Raw genomic sequence first — 20608 nt, 5'->3', positions numbered from 1 at the left:
TTATCCGGAACTCACAATGGCCACCCCAAAACAGATGGCCCCACCGAACTGCAAGCCGCTTCGGGCTACGCCCTTCGCGCCTTGCAGTTCGGTCAATAACTTACACCACTACCTGGGACATTACCTTGATTTCGTCGCTTGTGGTGCTATCACGGCGACAAGTGCCATATACGTAATCCCTAGCAACGAAACCTGAATCCAGAAGACGGTTGTAGGTTCTGGCAGGATGCAACACGAACCCGTTTGCGCAATGTGGCAAAAGCATTTGTCCTGAATCTAGGGTTAAATAGGGGTAACTGCGTTATCCCTGCTGATTACCATCGTTGACCAATCAATCTGACCACTAACCACTTGTTGCCATGCACAAGACTCCCATCCTGGCACCGATGCAAGCAAGCAACCACCAGCGAATTGCAGAGCTGCGCCAACTGAAGAATTTTGATGCGGCCTACAACGGTGCCTTTGGTATCGTGGCTTATGCCACCAACCGATACCTGATCGACCACATGCTGCGGGTTGGGCGGATATTGACTCAAAACGACTATGAAGCGATGTTGATCTGGGGGGTGCTGGCCCATCAGGGCGTCGCGCATCTCATGCCGCCAGGGTTACTGCCAAGCGCCATCTTGTCCGAACGCGGCAGGGCTGTCACCGATGAAAGTCAGATCAAACCGCTTCGTCTGCGCGATATTACGGTGATCACCGGCATCCCGCGCGAAACTGCCCGGCGTAAATTGGCTCAACTTGAAAAAGCCCAATACATTCGCAAAGTGCCCAAGGGCTGGGCCGTCACGACGGCGCGCGTTGACCCTGACTTGCGAGATTTCACCCGCGAGAGCGTGATGCGCCTGCTGGCGGTAGCCGATGAAATCATGGCCGCCCTGCGCGACGCAGATGCTCGCGCCAGCGCAGCCGCTACGGCCAAGCCGTCTGTGGATGCGCCTGAAGTGCACGCCAGGGCCTGAGATAACCCTCCTGCCATCGAAAAGCGACGGCATCGTGAGATGCCGTCAGCCTCACGCGTACCCTGCCTGAAGACCTGCTCAAAATGGGTCAGATCGACCAGTTTCATGTTGTTGGCGTGAGAGCATTTGCCGCGCCTGCAGTGGGCAGGTGTTCAAGAGGTTGACCATGAATAGATTCAGCATGGTGGGTCCCCCCACCAGTGTTGCCATGCTGCTTTTGCTGTGCGCAACTGCCGCATTTGCACAGCCACGTTACGACAGGGACCGATACCGTCACGGTCATTCTGAAGACTGTCATTTTTATGCCCGAGAGCAATCTCATCGGTATGCGCCACCAGGCGCAGGCGCGCTGAGTGGCGCGGCCAGAGGCGCTGTGGGCGGTGCGATATTTGGTGGCATCGTTGGCGGAGGGCGAGGTGCCGGGCGCGGTGCTGCCGCCGGCGCAGCCCTGGGCCTGATCGCCAACGGCGCCCGCAACAACGCGGACCGCGAAGACGCCTACCGACGCGCCTACGACGACTGCATGCGTGGCTGGCGTCGCTAAACCCTCTTTTTTACTGGAGATTGAAAGCATGATTGAAACCCGAAAATCCGGCCTATGGGCCCTCATGGCTGCGGCGGCCCTCGCCGCGCCTATGGCACTGGCTCAGGACAGAGCTGCCGCCAACCCACCAACCCCAAAGCAGGTGGGCATCGACGAACTTGACTGTCGTACCTTGCTTCGCCTGGGCGGTGAAGAGCGATCGTTCACCATTCTGTATTTGCATGGGTACATCAGTGGCAAGCGCGGCCAGACGCTGTTGCCGGCGCAGCAACTGGCGCAAGAAACCGACAAGGTCATTGACCAGTGTATTGACCGGCCAAATGACAAACTTTTGCCGCTCTTCGACAAAATCCGTGGGAATTGAAGCTCATGCCATGTCTTTTCCTAAACGCCCTTGAAAGAACCCCATGAAAATCCTGTTGAGCGGCCTGCAGCGCGATTTTGATGTCGACACCCTGCGTGAAAGGATGTCAAAGTTTGGGCATGTGATCAATATTCAGGCGGTGCGGGACGGTGATCCTGACCAACCCTGGGCCGTGGTCGAGATGGCGATGGGTGTTGCCGAGGGCACCGAGGTCGCCCGTCGCATCGATGGCATTTACCACATCGACCGTTTCATTCACGCACGCGTCATGCTTCACGACTGATCAAAAAAGGCTGGGCCTGGCGCGGGTTTGCGGCAGGTCTGTCGGCGTCTTACATGACAGCTGGAGGCAACACGCCAATTGAGACCACTTGCTTAAACGTGCCTTCCACCTGGTCGCCCACTTTGATCTTGCCGAGCACTTTGGCTCTGGCGACCTTCACCTCAAAACTGTTGCCTTTGGCGCCCTTGACCGTCATCGTGCCTGCCTCTTTGTCCACTTTGACAACGTCAGCCACAAAATGCACCTTGCGCGTGGCGGTCGCCGCTGGCTTCTGGCCCAAGGCCGCCCGATCAAGCTTGTTTTCTACCTCGGTGCTGCGAAGGCCCGCAGTCCTGCGGACCTTGACCGTCAGGGTATCGGAATACTCAGACTTCAGGCGGTCGCCAACCTTCACTTGGTCTAGATTGCGGACTTCAGGCCCAACCTTGACCGTGGTGTTCCAACCGTCCTCGAGCCGGAGTGTGACCAGGCGTTTTTTCAGGTCGATCGCCTGAACCACAGCCTCGGCGCTGACACCTTCTCCCACAATCAGTGCGGGAATCGTCGCGACAGCTTGTGCTGATGCGGCACTGACAAGAAGAGCAGAGGCAATGAGGGTGGATGCCATCCAATGTTTCATAAGATGTCCTTGTCAAAAAATCATCTTGGCAATCGCCAAACCGGTGGCCACAGACACCGAAGTCGCCACCAGCCCCGGAATCATGAACGAGTGATTGAGCACATAACGCCCAATTCGGGTGGTGCCAGACAGATCGAAGTTGATTGCCGCAATCAGGCTGCCGTAGGTGGGGATGAAGAAGTAGCCGTTGACTGACGGAAACATGGCAATCAAAAACTGCGGCGGAATGCCCAGTGCCACACCCAGCGGCATCAGCGCCCGGGTGGTGGCCGCCTGGCTGTACAGCAGCACCGAGGCAAAAAACAAGCCAAAGGCAAAAGTCCAGGGTGCCACTTTGGCCCAGTCACCAATCGCTGGCACGATCACGTCCTTGTTGGCAGCGATAAAGCTGTCACCCAACCAGGCCAGGCCAAAGATGCCAATCACTGCCACCACACCGGCCCGTAGCGTGGCCGTCTTGGGCACATCATCTACATTGACGCGGGTCACCAGCAACATGATGGCCGCCACAGACATCATCAGGATCTCGATGATGATCGGCATGGACAGCGGCCCCTTGGCACCCGGCAGCATGCGCAACTCGGGGAAAAATCCAAACAGCACCACCAGCGCCACACCAGCCAAAAAAACCATGGCGGAGAGTTTGGCTGTGGGCTTGAGCGGTGCTCGCTCGGTGATAGGTTGGGGTGCGGGCACCTCACCAGCGGCCAGGCGCGCCTGGTACTCGGCATCATCCTTGAGCTCTTTGCCCAGCACCATTGAGACCAAAGCCGCAGCCAGCACACCCACCAGCGTGGCCGGTACACACACCAGCAAAATCTCGCGCAAACCCCATTCAGCCAGACCCTTTTCGGCAAACAGGCCAATCATGGCGGCTGTGGCCGCAGCGACCGGGCTGGCGGTGATGGCCTGCTGGGAGGCAATGGTGGCCACCGCCATGGGCCGCTCGGGACGGATGCCGCTGCGGTGCGCCGTCTCATAAATCACCGGCAGCAGCGGATAAACAATGTGCCCGGTACCGGCCACAAAGCTGAAGGTCCAGGTGGTCAGCGGCGCCACAATCGTCACATACTTGGGGTTGGCGCGGATGATCCGCTCGGCAATCCGCACCAAAAAGTCGATGCCGCCTGCGGCCTCCATCACCGAAGCGGCCATGATGACCGCCAGGATGATCAGCATCACATCCACAGGGGGCGAGGTCGGGCTGATGCCAAAAGCACCCACCAGCACCACAAGGCCCACCGCACCCCACAAACCCAAACCAATACCGGAAGACCGTGCGCCCATCCAGATCGCACCCAGCACCACGGCAAACTGCAAAACAATGGCGACTGTCATTTTGGTTACCTCTTTCGGTTAACGTGAAATGGTTTTCATGTCTGGGGGGCAGCGGCCATGAAAGCCAGTGGATGGCGCAGCCCCGCCTTCGTCAAGCGATCATTGTTCAAACTTTGGGCTGATCAGGTTCTCGAACGAGAACACCTCGTCCCAGTGCTGTTGCGTCATCAACTGGCGCTCGATCACCACAATCTGGTGCAGTGACTTGCCGCTCTCGTAGCCTTCACGTGCAATTTCGGCGCATTGCTTGTAGCCCAGCGTTGGCTTGAGGACAGTGATGATGCCCAGTGAGTTAAGCACCATGTCCTTGGTGTGTTCTGCGTTGGCGGTGATGCCCTGAATGCAGTTGACATTCAGGCTGTTGACCGCGTTTTCCATGGTTGCAATCGAGGTGAACAGCGCAAAGGTGATCACCGGCTCCATCACGTTGAGCTGCAACTGCCCGGCCGAGGCCGCCAGCGTCACGGTCAGGTCCAGGCCAATCACCAGAAAACCGGTCTGGTTGACCACCTCCGGAATCACCGGGTTGACCTTGCCCGGCATGATGGAACTGCCCGGCTGCATTTGCGGCAGGTTGATTTCATTAAAGCCACAACGCGGCCCCGAGGCCAGCAGGCGGATGTCGTTGCAGATCTTGGTCAGCTTGGCCGAGGTACGTTTGAGCACACCCGACAGCAACACATACGCGCCGGTGTCTGAGGTGGCTTCGATCAGGTCACCGGCCAAAATAAAGGTCAGGCCAGTCAGCTCTGACAGGTATTGGGTGGCCAGTTGCGGGTAGCCGGGGGCCGCAGTGACCGTGGTGCCTATGGCGGTGGCCCCCAGGTTGATCTCGTGCAAAAACTGGCGTACCTCGGCAATGCGCTGGACTTCTTCGCCCATGGTGGTGCCCCAGCCGTGAAACTCCTGGCCGAGTGACATGGGCACGGCATCCTGCAGGTGGGTGCGGCCCATTTTCAGCACCCGGTCAAACTCGCGACCCTTGGCAAAGAAGGCAGCCTGCAGCCGACCTAACGCGTCCATGTAGCTTTCCAGCCGCATGATCAGCGCCAGCCTGAACGCGGTGGGGTACACGTCGTTGGTGGATTGGCCAAAATTCACATGGTCATTGGGGTTGACGTATTGGTATTCACCCTTTTTGTAGCCGAGTAGCTCCAGCGCCAGGTTGGCGATGACTTCATTGGCGTTCATGTTGGTCGAGGTGCCAGCGCCACCCTGGATAAAGTCGGTGACGAACTGGTCAGCCATCTCGCCGGCAATCAGGCGATCACAGGCACTGGCAATGGCATTGGCCACCGTCGGGTCCAACACCCCCAGGTCGCGGTTGGCCAATGCTGCGGCTTTTTTTACATAACCAAAGGCTTTGACAAAGGTCGGCTCGGTGGACATCGGGATGCCGGTGATGTGAAAGTTTTCCTTGCCACGCAAGGTCTGGACACCGTAATAAGCGTTGTCGGGTAATTGCTTCTCGCCCAGAAAATCCTTTTCGGTTCGGTAGGTCATGTCAGTCTCTTGGTTGTTTCAGGAAATTCTAGGAAGCTGGCGAAGCGCGTTGACGCGGACAACCCAATTTGGGCCAAAAGCCGTGATGCACCCCAAGCCGGGTCGACACTACAGGGCGTCAACCTGAGCCTGGGCTGCTATGTTTGCCGAGGCTTTACAGCGCACGCCACAAGCAAGCGGGCCACCGGAACCTTCACCCCACCTGCATTGGTACCAGACCAACCAGAAATTTGTACAGAATATGCTTTCAGCCCTTATTTATAAAGCGCAAGCAGCTATATTATTTGTATTGGTGTTTAGCGCTTCCCACGCCTTCAGCCAGGTGCCCGGGCTGCCGCATGTACTGGGTGGCGCACCGGTAGCAGCGGCAAGCGCGCCCGAGCCTGCTGCCGAAGATTGGCCTCAAAGACTGAGCAGCCTGCAGCAGTCTTATACGCAGTGGCGTGATCTTCCCGACCCGGCCTATGACGAGTTGCGCCGCACCGCTGAGCGCTTGATTGAGCAGCTTGGCCGCTATATCCAGCAGAGCAAAACCGAGCCCGGGCCCGGTGTGGCAAGTGCCGAAATCCCGGCGCTTGTCACTGCTGGCAAACCCGCGCCGTTTTCCATGCTCGACGTGGATGCTTTGCGCGATCAGCGAGATCATGGCGCGGCTCAGCAGCGCACCCTGGGCAATGCACTGGCTTTGCAGGAAGAAGAAGTGGTGCAGGCCCTGGCACAGCTCAAAAAAGCGGGCGAAATGCTCCGCTTGCGACAGGAGCGAGTGGCGCGTGCGCCGGCAGAGGCCCCCGATGTTGCGCTGACGATTGCATTGGAGCTTGCCCGGGTTCAGCAGTTGCAGGCCGAGTTGCAAGTGGCGCAGGCGGTGCAGGCGCGTACTGCCGCCCGGCTGGGCCGTGATGCCTGGAACGAACCGTTGACGTTGATGGATCAGGAAATTGAGCGTGTGCGACCGCACCAGCAACTTAAAGAGCAGGACCTGGCGCTGATTCGTGAGCAAACCGAGGCCGCTGCCAGCCGTTGGGAGAGTCGCCGGCTGCAGGCCGCCCAAACCCTGAGCCGGCTCGAATCCGGGCGCTTGCGTGAAAGCTACCCATCCCAAACGCTGGCTTACCAGGCCCGGGTGCGGGCGTTGCTGGAGCTGCGCGCCTTAGCCCGTGGCAAGCAGCAAGTGTGGGAGTACCGTCAGCAGGCACTGGCTGCGGCGGCGGACCCGCAACAGGCCGCCAAATCCGCGCAGGTGCTGGATGCAGCGCTGACCCAGATTGCAACTCGCCTGCGTGCCGAGGAAGAGCTGCGCGATCTGTTGCTGGCCGAGCAGCGGTCTTACACCACGCGCCAGATGGGTAGCGTCACCGCTGCGGCGGAACCTGTGGACGCCAAGCTACTGGCCGATCTGAGCGAACTCCTTGACTTGCAAGAGCAAAAGCGCGAGCAACTGGCGCGCGTGCGCGTGTTGTTGACGCGTTCGCGTGAGGATTTGAACCTGTCGGCGCAACAGCTCGGTCTGGCAGGATGGGTAAGCCACGCGGGTGCGGTGGTGTCCCAAGGTTTGACGCGCATCTGGCAGTTCGAGCTGTTCAGTGCCACCGAGTCGTCGCAAGTCAACGGGCAGACTGTCACGGTGGACTATGGCGTGACGGTGGGCAAAAGCATTGGTGTGGTTGTGCTTTTTTTGCTGGGTTACTGGGTAGTCAGCGCACTGGCGCGCCTGGTGAGTCGGCAACTGGTGCGTCGGGCCGGCATGTCCGAGGCCCTGGCGCGGGTACTCGACCGCTGGGTGATGTCGCTGCTGGTCATTGTGGTGTTTTTGGTTGTGCTGCGCATGGCACGCGTGCCCCTGACCCTGTTTGCATTTTTGGGCGGTGCACTCGCCATCGGTTTTGGTTTTGGCGCACAAAACGTGATCAAGAACCTGATCAGCGGCGCCATCATTTTGTTTGAGCGCAAGGTGCGGGTGGGCGATGTGGTCACCATCGGCGGCATCAGCGGCACGGTGACCGCCGTGGACTTGCGCGCCAGCACCGTGCGCGGCTTTGACGGTGTGATGTCCATCGTGCCCAATTCATTCTTGTTGGAGCAGCAGGTCAGCAGTTGGAGCTTTGGGGAGCCAGCGCTGCGCCGCTCGATCACCGTGGGTGTTGCCTACGGGTCCGACACCGCGTTGACGATTGCGTTGATTCAACAGTGCGCCCAGGAACACCCGATGGTGCTGGCAGACCCGCCCGCGGCTGTCCTGCTCGAAGACTTTGCCGCCGACAGTCTGCTATTTCGCCTGAACTTCTGGATTGCTCACAGCCGCCCGCGCACCGGACCCGAGATCGAAAGCGATTTGCGCTTGGCCGTCGAGGCTGCACTGAGCAAGGCCGGGCTGAACATTCCGTTTCCGCAGCGCGATGTGCATCTGCAGGTTGCGCAGCCAATAAAAGTTCATTGCACACCGGCTCTGTAGGGCTGGCAATCGGCCATGTCGGCATGTTGTGTTCCGCCTCCTGGAAAGGGGCAAAGTTCAGCCGGGCAAACAACCCAACCACCAAGCGGTTGAACTCTTCAGGCCAGGCGCATCCGGATTCCCAGTGCGCAAGCCCACTTCCACATGGCCGACCGCAATAAGAACCCGGTCAGACCTGCGCGCCCCCACTTCGGCCACCCGGCTGGAGCCCTCCACCAGGAAGCGTCGGGGCACGCCCACCCTAGGCGCAAGTCCACCCCCGGGAGCAAATCGCCCGGCCAGCCCATTTCAGCTCCTGCTTGAGCGCAACTCGCGTTGATGCCATTGGTCATGATGGGGTGTGACCCTGTCATCCGGCTGAATCGCCGATCCGTCTTGATCAATGTGTCTGGTCCGGCCAGGGATTTGGCTGCGCAGGCGCTTCTGACCGTGACTCCTCTAACAGCCAGTGACGAAAGGCCGCGACCGCGGGTCGCTCGAAAATTTCTTCGGAGATCACCAGGTAGTAGGCAAAATGCTGGCCAACCGCAATATCGAAAGGTGCCACCAGTCGACCCTGTTCAATGGCCTTGGCCACCAACGGCTTGGATGCCAATGCCACACCCAACCCGTCCAGTGCAGCCACGTAGACCAACCCAGAATCGCTGAAATGCGGCCCTGCGCTGCTATCGACGCCGCTGACGCCAGCCAGCCTGAACCACTCTTCCCAGCTCAGGCCCGAGTGCACCCGGGTGGTTGCATCGTCATGCAAGAGCACTTGAAACCGCATGTCGTCTGGAGTTTGCAGCGGCGGGTCTGATTCAAGCAGCTTTGGACTGCAGACTGCAATGTAGTCGGCACCAAAAATACGATCCACATGAAAACCGGGGTACGACCCCGCGCCATAACGGATCACCACCACAGAGTCGTCCTGCCGCATGCCAGCCTGCTGAAACGCCGTACCAACTGCCTCCTGATCACCGTCGATGGTGTTGAGTGCCCGAATGATATGCAGGTTCAGTGAAGGCGCGGACTCGGAAAACCCGCGTAACCGTGGCACCAGCCAGCGGGTCGCAAACGAGGGCGGCAAAACCACAAACAGACGGCCATCAACGGGCTGTTCGTGGGCATTTTCCACCGCCTCGGCAAAACACGCCAAGCCCTCGCGCACCTTGGGCAGCATGGCCAGACCATGCGGCGTGAGTTCCAAGGCACGTGTCAGTCGGTGAAACAGCGTCAAACCCAGAAAATCCTCAAGTGACTTGATCTGATGGCTGACAGCAGTGGGTGTCACCGACAACTCTGCAGCCGCCTTCTTGAAACTGAGGTGACGCGCAGCCACCTCAAAGGCACGCAAGGCGTTCAGTGGCGGCAAGCGATAAGGCATGGATGAGTTTTTCTCGCTTGTTGCATGAGAATTGATCGTTTGCTGCAATGCAACATGCAGATTATCGTCCAACCATTCCCTCAAAAGGGGGCTCATTCAGCAAAGGAACCACGATCATGGAATACACCTACCTCGACATTCAAGCCCATATTCGCCAAGCAAACCAAATGCGCTCGGACGCCATGGGTGAAATACTCGCGCTGGGTTGGAACCATCTAAAGCAGCTGCTGATCCGCCTTTCCCATCACCAGCCGCAAAAGCATAGCCGCCTTGCCCACCATTAAACGCTGATTCGCGTTGACGGTGCCACAGGGTGCCCGGGGTCCGTGGGCGCTCCAACAAAACCGCTCACCGCGGCGATTCCGGCGGCTTCAGGTGCGTGCCATAAATCTCAATGAATCGCCTCTTAGCCCATTTAAATAAAGCGAAGAAAGCTATTGTTTTTGGTGTTTTGAGGCATCCACATCCACCGCATTCCAACCACCACCCAGCGCCAGATAAAGCCCGATCAGCGCGGTGCGCTGGTCCAGCACGGTTTGCGCCTGTTCGGTCTCGGTGGACAGCAACTGGCGTTGGGCATCCAGCACTTCAATGAACCCGGCAGTGCCGGCGCGAAAGCGTAGCTCAGCCAGGCGCATGGCCTCACGCGCAATCGCCACGCGCTGGCGCTGAATGCCCACCAGCTCGGTGCTGGTGTCATAGGCGGTCAGCCCGTTGGCCACCTCCCCCAAAGCGCCCAGAATGGTTTTGCGGTAGCTGACCAGCGCCTGTGCCATGCGGGCCATGGCGGCATCCTGGTTGAACGTCAGGCGTCGGCCGTCAAACAGCGGCAGCAGCACATTCGGACCCAACGAGGCCACCGTGGGCGCGCCACCACCCAGCACGTCTGACAACTGGGTGCTGACACCGCCCAACATGGCCGTCAGCGACAGGGTCGGGAAGAACATGGCCCGCGCCTCGCCAACACGCGCATTGGCAGCCACCAGGCGCGCTTCTGCCTGGCGGATGTCGGGGCGCCGCTCCAGCAATGTGGACGGCAGGCCCACCGGAATCTGCTGCGGCAGGTTCAGGCTCAGGCCAGCGCTGGTGCTAAACGCCCCAGGGTGACGCCCCAGCAGCAAGGACAGGGCGTTCTCGGTCTCGTTGATCTGGCGCCGCAGCGTGGGCAGGCGCGCCTGGGTGGTGGCCAGCACCGACTCCTGCTGGCGCTCTTCGGCAGCCGACGACACACCACTGGCCGACAGCCGCTTGATGAGGCGTAACACTTGTTCTTGGGTTTGCGCAGCGCTTTGCGTCACGGCCAGCGTGTCGCGCAGCGTGACCAACTGGCAGTAAGTGCGGGCCACCCCGGCAATCAGCGATGCGCGCACACCTTGCTGGGCCTCGGCGCTGGCCAGCAGTTCGGCGCGGGCGGCCTCGTCACCGCGCCGGTAGCGGCCCCACAGGTCGATCTCCCACGAAATGCCGACACCGCCCATAAAGCTTGAGGTGACCGTGTCGCCTGACGCGCGCACCGTGGGCGAGGTGTTGAGCGATGCCGACACCTGCGGAAACACTGGCGCCTGCGCAACACCGGCCAACGCCTGGGCTTCGCGCAGGCGCTCGGCGGCCAGCAGCGCGTCGGGCCCGGCGTTCAAAGCCTCATCAATGAGCTTTTGCAGGTTGGGATCAGTGAACACCTGGCGCCAGTCCTGCTCGGAAAACGCGGGTGTTTTACCCGCTGCGTCACTGGGTGTGGCCGGACTGCCACGGTAGCTGGCGGGCAAGTCAACGTCAGGGCGCTGGTAGTCGGGGCCAAGCGCACAGCCACTTAAAGCAGCAAGCGCCACGGCACTGGTCAGGAGAGTGTGGCGCTTCATGGCTTGGCTTTCCTGGAAAAACGGGTAACAACGCGCTCGACGGTCACAAACAGAACCGGCACCACAAAAATGGCCAGCACCGTAGCCGCCAGCATGCCCGAGAACACCGTCACGCCCATCGAAACCCGTGCCGCCGCACCGGCTCCAGAGGCAATGATCAGCGGCACCACACCCAGGATAAACGCCAGCGAGGTCATGATGATCGGTCGCAGGCGCAGTTTGGCCGCGCCCAGGGCGGCTGTGACCACGTCCTGACCCTCCTCGCGCTTCATCTTGGCAAACTCCACGATCAAAATGGCGTTTTTGGCCGCCAGACCAATCAGCAGGATCAGGCCAATCTGCGCGTACAGGTTATTCGTGAGGCCGGTCAACCACAGCCCGGTCATGGCACCAAACAGGCCCAGCGGCACGGCAAACAGCACCGCAAATGGCACAGACCAGCTCTCGTACAGGGCGGCCAGAAACAGGAAGACAAAAATGATCGCCATGCCAAACACCATCGGCGCCTTGCCGGCAGATTCTTTTTCTTGCAGGCTGATGCCCGACCACTCAAAGCCATAACCGGCCGGCAAGGCCGTGGCGGCCACTTCTTCCATGGCCCGGATGGCATCGCCCGAGCTGTAACCCGGCGCGGCGTCGCCTCCCAGTTCGGCAGTGCGGTACAGGTTGTAGCGCTGCGTGACCAGTGGCGCGCTGATGGGCACGCGCGTGACCAGCGACGACAGCGGAATCATCTTGCCGTCGCTGCTGCGCACATAAAACCGGTCGGTGCCCTGGATGTCGCTGCGGTACTCGGGCTCGGCCTGCATGGTGACCTTGTAGGTGCGGCCAAAACGGCTGAAGTCGTTGACGTTGGCGCCGCCCAGAAAGGTTTGCAAGGCGCTCAGGACCTCCGAGATCGGCACACCGAGTTTCTTGGCTTTTTCGCGGTCTACATCCAGACGGAACGCCGGTGTGCGCGGGTCAAAGGTCGAATACAGACTGCCAATTTCGGGGCGCTGCCGCGCGGCGGCAATAAAGTCAGCGGCCGTCTTGGCCAGCTCTTGCGGCGTGGCGCCCGCGCGGTCTTGCAGCTTGAACGAGAACCCGCCGGTTGAACCTAGTCCGGGAATGGGTGGCGGGTTGAATACCAGCGAAGATGCCTCGGGAATAGCACCCAGTTGCCGAAAGGCCGTGGACAGAATGGTTTTGAGCGACTCGCCTTCAGACTTGCGTTCTTCCCAGGACTTGAGCGTGACCACCACCAGTGCAGCATCAGACTGGCTGACGCCATTGAGCATGCTGTAGCCACTGATGATGAGCCGTTTGTCAACACCAGGGATGTTGGCCAGCACGGCATCGACCTTGTCGGCCACGGCAGTGGTCCGGTTCAGCGATGCCGCCGCCGGTAACTGGATGGAACCAAAGAAATAACCCTGATCTTCCGAGGGCACAAACCCCCCGGGCACCTTGGACATCAGCCCGAATGCCACAAAGATCAGGATGGCCAGCGTCAGCAGGGCCAGGGCGGATCGGCGAATCATGGTCTGCACACCCCGTCCGTAGCCGTTGGTGATGCGGTCAAACTGGCGGTTGAAGCCGTCGTAAAAGCGCTGCACCACACCGTCGCTTTTGGTTTTGGTCTGCAGCAACAGGGCGCACAGCGCGGGGGTCAGTGTCAGGGCCACAAAAGCCGACAGCACGGTGGACACTGCCACGGTGATGGCAAACTGCTTGTACATCACCCCGGAAATGCCACCCAGAAAAGCCACCGGCACAAACACGGCAGACAAAATCAGCGCAATCGCGATCACCGGGCCAGACACCTCCTGCATCGCCTTGATGGTGGCGTCACGCGCACTCAGGCCGTGCGCCATGTGGTGCTCCACGGCTTCGACCACCACAATCGCATCGTCCACCACAATGCCGATGGCCAGCACCATGCCAAACAGGGTCAGGGTGTTGATGGTGAAGCCCATCAGGGTAAAGGCCGCAAAGGTGCCGATCAGCGACACCGGCACCGCCAGCAGCGGAATCAGCGTGGCGCGCCAGCTCTGCAAAAACAGGAAAACCACGACCAGCACCAGCACCAGTGCCTCCATGAAGGTGTTGACCACCTCTTGCAGCGATGCCTTGACGAACAGGGTGTTGTCCATCACGATGTCGTAGGTCATGTCTGCCGGAAAGCTCTGCGTCAACGCGTTGAGCTGTTTTTTCACCAGGTCAGCGGTTTCAAGTGCGCTGGCGTCGGGGGTGAGGCTGATGGAAAACGCCGCGGTGGGCCGGCCATTGAGCTTGCCCTGAAAGATGTAGTCTTTGGCGCCGAGCTCAACCCGCGCCACATCTTTGACCCGAACAAACGAGCCGTTGGGCTGGGCACGCACGATGATGTTTTCAAACTCTGCGGCCTCGCTCAGGCGGCCACGCACCTGCACCCCATACTGAAACTGCTGTGACGCCGGCGCTGGCAACTGCCCCACCTGACCGGCGGGTGCCTGTCGGTTTTGCTCCTGAATGGCTTGTGTCAAATCACCCGGTGTGACGCCCAGCGACGCCATACGCTCCGGGTTGAGCCACAGCCGCATGCCAAACGCCGCCCCAAACAGCTGCACATTGCCGACTCCCTTGACGCGCTTGATCGCCTCCACCACATTGATGTTGGCGTAGTTGGCCAAAAACAGATCGTCGTAGCTGCCCTTGGGCGACACCAGCGCCACATACATCAGGGTATCGGGGGTTTGTTTGCTGGTGGTGACGCCGCCACTGATTACCTCGCCCGGCAGGCTGGCGTTGGCTTGCGCCACCCGGTTTTGCACCTGCACCGCCGCCATGTCGGGGTCAACGTCCAGACCGAAGGTCACGTTCAGTGAATATGCGCCGTTGCCGGCCGACTTGGAGCTCATGTACTGCATGCCCTGCACGCCATTGACCTGTTCTTCAATCGGCTGGGCAATCGCCTGTTCAACCACATCGGCGCTGGCGCCTGGGTAAAAAGCCGACACCACCACGTTGGGCAAGGTGATCTGGGGGTATTGGGCAATGGGCAGATTCAGCCCGGCGATCAGGCCAGCGAGTACCAGCACAATGGCCGACACAATGGCAAAGACCGGCCGGTCAATAAAAAATTTGGCCATGCTGACCCCTTAGGACTTGGTTGCCGAGGCCGCGGCGACCGCCGGTGCTACCTGTGCTGCCGGCGCCGCAACGGCTTTCACGACCATGCCCGGGCGCGCTTTTTGCAATCCGTCGATCACGATGCGCTCGCCAGCCTTGATGCCTTCGGTGATGACCCATTGGTCACCCAGGCGTGCTCCGGTCTTGACGGCACGCTGTTCGATTTTTTCACCGTCAACCACCATCGTCAAAAAGGTTTTGCCCAGCATTTCCGTGACCGCCCGTTGTGGCACCAACAAGGCGTTTTGCGCCACTTCATACACGATGCGCATGCGGGTGTTCATGCCTGGGCGCAGCAGTCCATTCGGGTTGGGGAAAATCGCCCGCAGGGTCAGGGTACCGGTGGCGGAGTCAAGTGCGCGTTCGGCAAAGTCAATTCGCCCGGGAAGTTTGTAAATGCTGCCGTCGGCCAGTACCAACTGGATCGGTGCATCCGGATGGTTTTTGTCGTTGAGTTTGCCGCGGGCGGCCTGCAGGTAGGTGGTTTCCGGAATGCTGAAATAGCTGGCAATCGGGTCCACTGTGGACACGGTTGCCAAAACGGTCTGACCACTGGTGGCCAGACCGCCCACCTCGACCTTTTGCAGCCCCACCTGCCCGGACAGGGGCGAGCGCACTTCAGCATACGAGCGGTCCAGTCGCGTTTTCTCCAGCCCGGCACGGCGCGCCTGCACGATAGCCTCGTTCTGCTTGGCAAAGGCTTCGGCCTGGTCGTAAGTCTGGCGCGGGATGGCGTTGTCAGGCAGCAGCGGCTTGTAGCGCTCAACGTCCTGGCGCGCCCGGGCCAGCACCGCCTCGGATTCAGCCAGTTTGGCTTGTGCATCGATGATGGCCTCGTCATAGGGGCGCGGGTCGATGCTGAACATCAGCTCGCCTTCCTTGACTTTTTGGCCGGGCTGAAAATACTGTTTGGTAACCAGGCCGCTGACGCGGGGGCGAAGCTCGACTTCGCGGAATGCCTTGAGCTCGGAGACGATGTCCATCGACAGCGGGGTGTCGCGTGAAACGATGCTTTGCACCACGACTTCGGGCGGTGGCGGCACAGGTTTCTCGGGTGCCTTGTCACAGGCCGACAGGGCAAGCGCCACCAGTGGCAAGATCAGCCAATGCGTACGCGGCTCGAACAGACAGGGCATAGTTAATTCCTTCAAAGATATTTGGGCCAGTCGGCACCACAAATTCAGCAAATCGAGAGCCGGCGCACCTCAGGCAAAAGACACATCACCAAACCACGGACTAGACCTTTTGCGTCAAAAGACTGGTTGTAGAGCAACACTTGCCCAAGCCGGAAGTGGCGTGATGGTTGCCCTTGGCCAACAATTGAGCATACCGATGCCAGGCTCAGCTGGCGGTCGTTTTGACCCATTTTGGGCGGCTTGACGTGCAGCGATAGCGATCAGAGTCGTTTCTATGCCATGGCCCGAAAGTCTTGGCTGCTATGCTCAAAATCTATGAAGACTAATGATCCACAAGACCTTGTCGCCCGCGCCCGGGCGTTTGCCAGTCAGGCGCACCGGCGCATTGACCACCGCCGCAAATACAGTAATCAACCCTACGAAGTCCATCTGAAAGGTGTGGCCGCGCTGGTCAGCAGTGCGACCGACGACCCTGAGGTCCTCGCTGCGGCGTGGCTGCACGATCTGGTCGAAGATACCGAGCTGACGATCGGTGACCTTCGGCGGGAATTTGGCGAGCGGGTGGCGTCCCTGGTGAGCGATCTGACCGACGTCAGCCGGCCCGGTGACGGCAACCGCGCGGTACGACGGGCCATCGACCGCCGGCACCTGATGGATGCAGCACCCGAAGCCAAAACCATCAAACTGGCCGACTTGATGGACAACTGCCGCGACATTTGCCGGCATGACCCACGTTTTGGTCGCACCTACCTGCAGGAAATGGCGCTGTTGCTCAATGTGCTCGGTGAAGGCAGCGAGCCGCTCTACCGCCGCGCCTGGGCGTTATGGACCCGCGAGGCCACTCGGTTAGGGGTGGCTTTGACCGAGCAAAGTCCGGCTACAGCCGAAGGCGCTAAAGCTGACGATGCCAGCAACTCTGCCAACGACGACCCGACACGGGACGGTCAGCGCGTGACACGCCGTTTTGCCCAGGTGTTCACTGCCAGTGACATTGCCGTAGCGGCCTTGGCTTTTGACGCCTTACAGTCACAGCAAAGCATAAAAACGGTTCTGGAGCGTCGTGGCGTTGCGGTGGCTCTGCTGCAGAACCAGGGGCAATGTGCTGGGCTGGTGCTGCTCGAAGATCTGGCCGATGTGCCCGACCCGCCGCGCCCGCGGCCTTTTCGGGCTGGTCAGGTGGTGGATGCAAACGCACCGCTACCCGATGTCATCGAGGTGCTGACCCGTCAGGACGTCTGCGTGGTAGAGGCGTTTGGCGCGCCATGCGGGTTAATCAACCGCCAGGACATGCAGCACCCCATGGTTCGGATGTGGCTGTTTGGCATTGTGACGCTGATTGAAATGACGTTGACGCAGCGCATCAAGCGTTTGTTTCCACAAGAGAAGTGGAAGCCGATGCTGTCACCCGCGCGTTTGCGTACCGCGCAGACGCTTCTTGATGAACGCAAGCGCCTGGGGCAGCAGTGCCAGTTGCTCGACTGTTTGCAACTGGGTGACAAGAGCACCATTTTGTTGAACGACCCGGATTTTCCGCGCATGTTTGCATTTGCCAGCCGAAATGCGGCCAAGCAGGGCATGCAGGAGCTGCAGTCGCTGCGCAACAACCTGGCTCATACGCAGGACATCGTGGCCAGCGACTGGGCCCAGATTGCGCGGATAGCACGCGAACTGGCGCGGGGGATTGAAGAGCGCCACATCGCATCGGTCGCGCCTGCCAAGTAACGAAGTCAATCAGCGCACTGCCCTGCCGGTTGCACATTGGTTCGCGAAAGGCCTTGGAGCTATAGGTTCCTGCTGAATTCGCCCAAATTGGGCAAAAACGACCCAGCTCGGCGTGACGTCAAAGCACACTTGGACGCACGGGCTGGTACAGCTCGTCCCGCAGTGTTCTCAGGAGAAACCCCATGTTGAAGAAAGTACTGCCCGTTGCAGTCCTGGTGTTTGGCGTTGTCGCGTGCAGCAGCAACGAAGTGGTTCGCGCACCACTGGAGCTGACGGTCGGCCAACAACTGATCGACCTCAAAAAAGCGTACACCAGTGGTGCACTCAGCACCGCCGAGTACGACCAGCAGCGCGCACGGCTCATCAACAACGTCAAATAAAGGAGTGGCCCATGAAGAAACTGATTGTTTGCTGCGCCGCACTGGTCTTTGGCACCTTGGTGACGAGTGGTTGCAGCAGTAGCCGCAGCAATGTCACCGTGCACGAGTCCACCAGCATCTCCAAGGGTCAGGAACTGACCGACCTGCAGCGCGCCTTGAACGAGGGCGCCATCACCGAGCGTGAATACGAGTCGGTGCGCAAAGTCCTGCTCAATCGCCCCTATTGACTCCCTGCTTTGCCACGGGTGTTTGGCGTCATCAAAATGACGAGGTATCTGAGGCCACTGCTTATCTTGCTTGGCCTGCTGTATGGTGCGCTGTGCAGCGCGGTACTGGCCGCTCCCCGACCACAGATCGGGCTGGCCCTCTCAGGCGGCGGTGCGCGAGGTTTTTCCCATGTCGGTGTGCTCAAAGTGCTCGAAGAACTGCGTGTGCCGGTAGACTGTGTGGTGGGCACCAGTGCCGGCTCGGCAGTTGGCGCGGCATATGCCCTGGGCTGGTCGCCGCAAGAGATCGAGTCGCGTCTGAACCAGGTCGATTGGGAAACCGACATTTTTGATGACAAACCCTCACGCACCGAGGTGCCGCTGCGGCGCAAAGCCCGCGCCGGTGCCGAACCCATTGGGGTGACGTTCGGGGTCGATGCCCAGGGACTCAAAGCTGGCCCTGGCGTGTTGGCGGGACAGAAAATCTCGCTGTTTTTGCACGAGTTTCTGGGCAGTTCCACCGACTGGGCGTCATTTGACCAATTGCCGATCCCTTTTCGAGCGGTCACCACCGACCTGGTCACGGGGGCACGCGTGCTGCCCCCAAGCGGCAGCCTGGTCGACACGGTGCGCGCCAGCATGGCCGTGCCGGGTGCGTTTGCGCCGGTGCGTCAAGGTGCTGCCCAGTTGGTGGATGGTGGTCTGACACAGAACCTGCCCGTTGAGTCGGTACGAACGCTGTGTGCCGACACCGTGATTGCTGTCAATGTGGGCACACCGTTGCTGAAATCCGATGAAATTTCTGGCGTGTTCAGTGTGGCGCTGCAGGTGATCAGCATTCAGATGGAGCAGAACATTCGCGCGTCGATGGCAGCCTTGACGCCGCATGACATCCTGATCACGCCGGAACTCTCCGACATCAGCCCCTTGGACTTTGCCAGTGGCACAAAGGGTATACCCGCTGGTGAGGCCGCTGCCCTGACGGCATCAACAGCACTAAAAACTCTGGCCTTGAGCGAGACAGACTACGCACAATGGCAGGCCGCACGGGCTGCGCGCCGGCCCAAGGCACCCTTGGTCGGCAGCCTGACGGTAGGTGAGACCCAATATGTTGATCCAGCCTACTTCTCCATGCCCGACAGCGCATCCACCGCCGGTACAGGCGAGGTGGATACCGCCGGCTTGCATCGCAAGATTCGACAATGGACGGGTAGCGGCGATTTTTCGCTGATCGGTTATGCCCTTCGCCCGGCAAACAGCGGCTACCAGCTTCAGATCGACCCGCAGGAAAGCAACGTCGGCCCCAACTATTTGCAACTGGGCTTCTCGGGCATTACCGACTCGGCCGGCCATAGCGACTTTGTGTTGCAAGCCGCACTGAGCAAACGCTGGATGAACACCTGGGGCGCGGAGTGGCTCAGTGTGGTGCGTCTGGGCAAGACGCGCAGTGTCAGCACGGAGTGGTTTCAGCCCTTGGGGGTGGGTAGCGTGGCCTATGTTCAGCCACGGCTGCAGGTTTCACAAGAGCCCCGCACCGTGTACCTGGGTGATGAGGCGGTAGGTGAGTTTTCGTTGCGCCGCTCGGACTTCGAACTGGGGGTGGGCCTGCAGGGACGCCTGGGCGATGTGCGCCTGGCCTGGTTGCAATCCGATCTGACGGTTTCGCCCAATGTGGGTTTGACGCAGATCGCAGCCAGCCAGACACGCTTGCAGGGCTGGCGACTGCGTGGCCTGTATGACCAACTTGACGACCCGGATTTTCCGCGCAGTGGCAGTGCGGTGAATGTGGAGGCATTCTCAGCGCATACGCCGTCATCGGATGGCTCGCGTTACCAGCGCTGGGGTGTCGATGGGGTGATCGCATTCACCCATGGTGACCATACGCTGCGACTGTCGACACGCTGGACCCGCATCAACGCCGGCACCGACAGTTTGGCCGATGTGGTCGGAGTGGGTGGACTGTTCAACCTGTCGGGCTACCAGCCCGGGCAGTTTCTGGGGCGTGAGGTGTTGCAAGGCGCCGCAGCCTACTACCGGCGTTTGCTGCCCTTGCCACAGCCTTTTGGCAACGGCTTGTTTGCTGGCGTGTCACTGGAGGTGGCGCGAATTGATGACCCGGTCGGCAGTGCCCAGGCTCGCATGCAACGGACGGGCTCTGCGCTGTTCTTAGGGGCATCGACCGCGCTGGGGCCGGCGTTTCTGGCACTGGGGATGGCCCCGGGTGGAAATCGCACGCTTTATGTTTACTTGGGGCGACCTTGATTCTCAATCTGCACGCCAAAACCTACTTGTCTTCAGAGATAAGCAGTTCTGCTGCTAAGTTGGGGGATTTCAGTCCACGAGCGTGTCCCCGCGTCATCTGACGGTAAGGGAGTCCCTATCGATATCCATCCTAGCGCGCATTAGGATGGAACAGAGCCGTTAACCGGCCATCTATGAATCTTTTCTTGTGGCCATTGTGGAGCTCTACATGTTGGACAACTCGCGACGACCACTTTGGAGATCGTCAATCCAGTTAGCTGAGGTTGGCAGCAGGAAGTGGCCAATGCTTGAATGGCTGCTTACGGGCGAGGATTTGGCCAGTGGCTACAACTGCAATGGGCACTTATGTACATCTCTGCATAAGTGCCCTTATGCACAGTGCCCAGTTATCAACAGTTTTGGTTCATTGGTGGCTTTCTTCACTGTGAAGAGTCGAATTTAACGGTCTGGTGAGCT

At 60.0% G+C, this 20608-nt stretch carries 17 protein-coding genes; 10 read left to right on the top strand and 7 right to left on the bottom strand.

The annotated features are described in order from the left end of the window. Nucleotides 1–359: 359 nt before the first annotated feature. From KBF66_RS14250 to KBF66_RS14235, 4 genes are all read left to right on the top strand, one after another. The gene (locus KBF66_RS14250; protein ID WP_296658254.1) at nucleotides 360–965 is read left to right on the top strand and encodes a hypothetical protein; all 606 of its coding nucleotides are present in this window, start codon (nucleotides 360–362) and stop codon (nucleotides 963–965) included. A 166-nt stretch (nucleotides 966–1131) separates the two neighbouring features. Next, entirely contained in the window at nucleotides 1132–1509 is a 378-nt protein-coding gene (locus KBF66_RS14245) for a hypothetical protein (protein WP_296658246.1), read from the top strand. 28 nt (nucleotides 1510–1537) lie between these two features. Beyond that, the gene (locus KBF66_RS14240; protein ID WP_296658237.1) at nucleotides 1538–1873 is read left to right on the top strand and encodes an HdeA/HdeB family chaperone; all 336 of its coding nucleotides are present in this window, start codon (nucleotides 1538–1540) and stop codon (nucleotides 1871–1873) included. 43 nt (nucleotides 1874–1916) lie between these two features. After that, entirely contained in the window at nucleotides 1917–2156 is a 240-nt protein-coding gene (locus KBF66_RS14235) for an RNA-binding protein (RefSeq protein ID WP_296658234.1), read from the top strand. Nucleotides 2157–2205: 49 nt separating this feature from the next. Here KBF66_RS14235 and KBF66_RS14230 read toward each other — a convergent pair whose 3' ends face one another. The 3 genes from KBF66_RS14230 to KBF66_RS14220 form a co-directional block, all read right to left on the bottom strand. Next, a complete protein-coding gene (locus KBF66_RS14230) occupies nucleotides 2206–2775 on the bottom strand; it encodes a hypothetical protein (protein WP_296658231.1) in 570 nt (189 codons plus the stop codon). 12 nt (nucleotides 2776–2787) lie between these two features. Next, nucleotides 2788–4113, bottom strand: a complete 1326-nt coding sequence (locus tag KBF66_RS14225) for an anaerobic C4-dicarboxylate transporter (protein WP_296658221.1) — start codon at nucleotides 4111–4113, stop codon at nucleotides 2788–2790. A 99-nt stretch (nucleotides 4114–4212) separates the two neighbouring features. Beyond that, on the bottom strand, nucleotides 4213–5616 hold the full coding sequence (locus KBF66_RS14220; protein ID WP_296658220.1) for an aspartate ammonia-lyase: 1404 nt from the start codon (nucleotides 5614–5616) through the stop codon (nucleotides 4213–4215). A 292-nt stretch (nucleotides 5617–5908) separates the two neighbouring features. On the opposite strand from KBF66_RS14220, the gene KBF66_RS14215 reads away from it, so the two are divergent. Further along, complete coding sequence (locus KBF66_RS14215; protein ID WP_296658218.1) at nucleotides 5909–8068, top strand: mechanosensitive ion channel domain-containing protein; 2160 nt, start codon at nucleotides 5909–5911, stop codon at nucleotides 8066–8068. A gap of 379 nt (nucleotides 8069–8447) precedes the next feature. Here the strand turns inward: KBF66_RS14215 and gcvA are convergent, their stop codons facing one another. Next, complete coding sequence (gene gcvA / locus KBF66_RS14210) at nucleotides 8448–9434, bottom strand: transcriptional regulator GcvA (protein ID WP_296658215.1); 987 nt, start codon at nucleotides 9432–9434, stop codon at nucleotides 8448–8450. Between the two features lie 116 nt (nucleotides 9435–9550). Here gcvA and KBF66_RS14205 point away from each other — a divergent pair, with 116 nt between their 5' ends. Then, entirely contained in the window at nucleotides 9551–9718 is a 168-nt protein-coding gene (locus KBF66_RS14205) for a hypothetical protein (RefSeq protein WP_296658212.1), read from the top strand. 150 nt (nucleotides 9719–9868) lie between these two features. Here the strand turns inward: KBF66_RS14205 and KBF66_RS14200 are convergent, their stop codons facing one another. From KBF66_RS14200 to KBF66_RS14190, 3 genes are read right to left on the bottom strand one after another with little or no spacing between them, the layout of a single operon-like run. Further along, nucleotides 9869–11293 (bottom strand): efflux transporter outer membrane subunit, encoded by a 1425-nt coding sequence (locus KBF66_RS14200; protein ID WP_296658209.1) that lies wholly within the window; start codon nucleotides 11291–11293, stop codon nucleotides 9869–9871. Continuing rightward, nucleotides 11290–14406 (bottom strand): multidrug efflux RND transporter permease subunit, encoded by a 3117-nt coding sequence (locus KBF66_RS14195; RefSeq protein ID WP_296658206.1) that lies wholly within the window; start codon nucleotides 14404–14406, stop codon nucleotides 11290–11292. The genes KBF66_RS14200 and KBF66_RS14195 overlap by 4 nt, the downstream gene beginning before the upstream one ends. A 9-nt stretch (nucleotides 14407–14415) precedes the next feature. Further along, nucleotides 14416–15582: an efflux RND transporter periplasmic adaptor subunit gene (locus tag KBF66_RS14190; RefSeq protein WP_296658204.1), complete on the bottom strand. Its 1167-nt coding sequence runs from the start codon at nucleotides 15580–15582 to the stop codon at nucleotides 14416–14418. 315 nt (nucleotides 15583–15897) lie between these two features. On the opposite strand from KBF66_RS14190, the gene KBF66_RS14185 reads away from it, so the two are divergent. The 4 genes from KBF66_RS14185 (at nucleotide 15898) to KBF66_RS14170 (ending at nucleotide 20152) form a co-directional block, all read left to right on the top strand. Continuing rightward, a complete protein-coding gene (locus tag KBF66_RS14185) occupies nucleotides 15898–17304 on the top strand; it encodes an HD domain-containing protein (RefSeq protein ID WP_296658201.1) in 1407 nt (468 codons plus the stop codon). Nucleotides 17305–17486: 182 nt separating this feature from the next. Then, a complete protein-coding gene (locus KBF66_RS14180; protein ID WP_296658199.1) occupies nucleotides 17487–17684 on the top strand; it encodes a hypothetical protein in 198 nt (65 codons plus the stop codon). 11 nt (nucleotides 17685–17695) lie between these two features. Further along, nucleotides 17696–17911, top strand: a complete 216-nt coding sequence (locus KBF66_RS14175; protein ID WP_296658197.1) for an SHOCT domain-containing protein — start codon at nucleotides 17696–17698, stop codon at nucleotides 17909–17911. A gap of 36 nt (nucleotides 17912–17947) precedes the next feature. After that, nucleotides 17948–20152 (top strand): patatin-like phospholipase family protein, encoded by a 2205-nt coding sequence (locus KBF66_RS14170; RefSeq protein WP_296658194.1) that lies wholly within the window; start codon nucleotides 17948–17950, stop codon nucleotides 20150–20152. Nucleotides 20153–20608: the final 456 nt, after the last annotated feature.

The organism is Rhodoferax sp., from assembly GCF_018063565.1.
In the GTDB taxonomy this organism is placed as follows: Bacteria; Pseudomonadota; Gammaproteobacteria; order Burkholderiales; family Burkholderiaceae_C; genus Rhodoferax.
The sequence above is the reverse complement of the archived record's forward strand: the minus strand, read 5'-3'. Positions and strand labels throughout refer to the sequence as shown.

Coding starts and splice junctions, on each gene's coding strand:
- gcvA (WP_296658215.1), bottom strand. CDS start 9,434: ATGCCTTATCGCTTGCCGCCACTGAACGCCTTGCGTGCCTTTGAGGTG.
- KBF66_RS14180 (WP_296658199.1), top strand. CDS start 17,487: ATGTTGAAGAAAGTACTGCCCGTTGCAGTCCTGGTGTTTGGCGTTGTC.
- KBF66_RS14230 (WP_296658231.1), bottom strand. CDS start 2,775: ATGAAACATTGGATGGCATCCACCCTCATTGCCTCTGCTCTTCTTGTC.
- KBF66_RS14175 (WP_296658197.1), top strand. CDS start 17,696: ATGAAGAAACTGATTGTTTGCTGCGCCGCACTGGTCTTTGGCACCTTG.
- KBF66_RS14235 (WP_296658234.1), top strand. CDS start 1,917: ATGAAAATCCTGTTGAGCGGCCTGCAGCGCGATTTTGATGTCGACACC.
- KBF66_RS14205 (WP_296658212.1), top strand. CDS start 9,551: ATGGAATACACCTACCTCGACATTCAAGCCCATATTCGCCAAGCAAAC.
- KBF66_RS14190 (WP_296658204.1), bottom strand. CDS start 15,582: ATGCCCTGTCTGTTCGAGCCGCGTACGCATTGGCTGATCTTGCCACTG.
- KBF66_RS14170 (WP_296658194.1), top strand. CDS start 17,948: ATGACGAGGTATCTGAGGCCACTGCTTATCTTGCTTGGCCTGCTGTAT.
- KBF66_RS14240 (WP_296658237.1), top strand. CDS start 1,538: ATGATTGAAACCCGAAAATCCGGCCTATGGGCCCTCATGGCTGCGGCG.
- KBF66_RS14250 (WP_296658254.1), top strand. CDS start 360: ATGCACAAGACTCCCATCCTGGCACCGATGCAAGCAAGCAACCACCAG.
- KBF66_RS14200 (WP_296658209.1), bottom strand. CDS start 11,293: ATGAAGCGCCACACTCTCCTGACCAGTGCCGTGGCGCTTGCTGCTTTA.
- KBF66_RS14245 (WP_296658246.1), top strand. CDS start 1,132: ATGAATAGATTCAGCATGGTGGGTCCCCCCACCAGTGTTGCCATGCTG.
- KBF66_RS14225 (WP_296658221.1), bottom strand. CDS start 4,113: ATGACAGTCGCCATTGTTTTGCAGTTTGCCGTGGTGCTGGGTGCGATC.
- KBF66_RS14185 (WP_296658201.1), top strand. CDS start 15,898: ATGAAGACTAATGATCCACAAGACCTTGTCGCCCGCGCCCGGGCGTTT.
- KBF66_RS14195 (WP_296658206.1), bottom strand. CDS start 14,406: ATGGCCAAATTTTTTATTGACCGGCCGGTCTTTGCCATTGTGTCGGCC.
- KBF66_RS14220 (WP_296658220.1), bottom strand. CDS start 5,616: ATGACCTACCGAACCGAAAAGGATTTTCTGGGCGAGAAGCAATTACCC.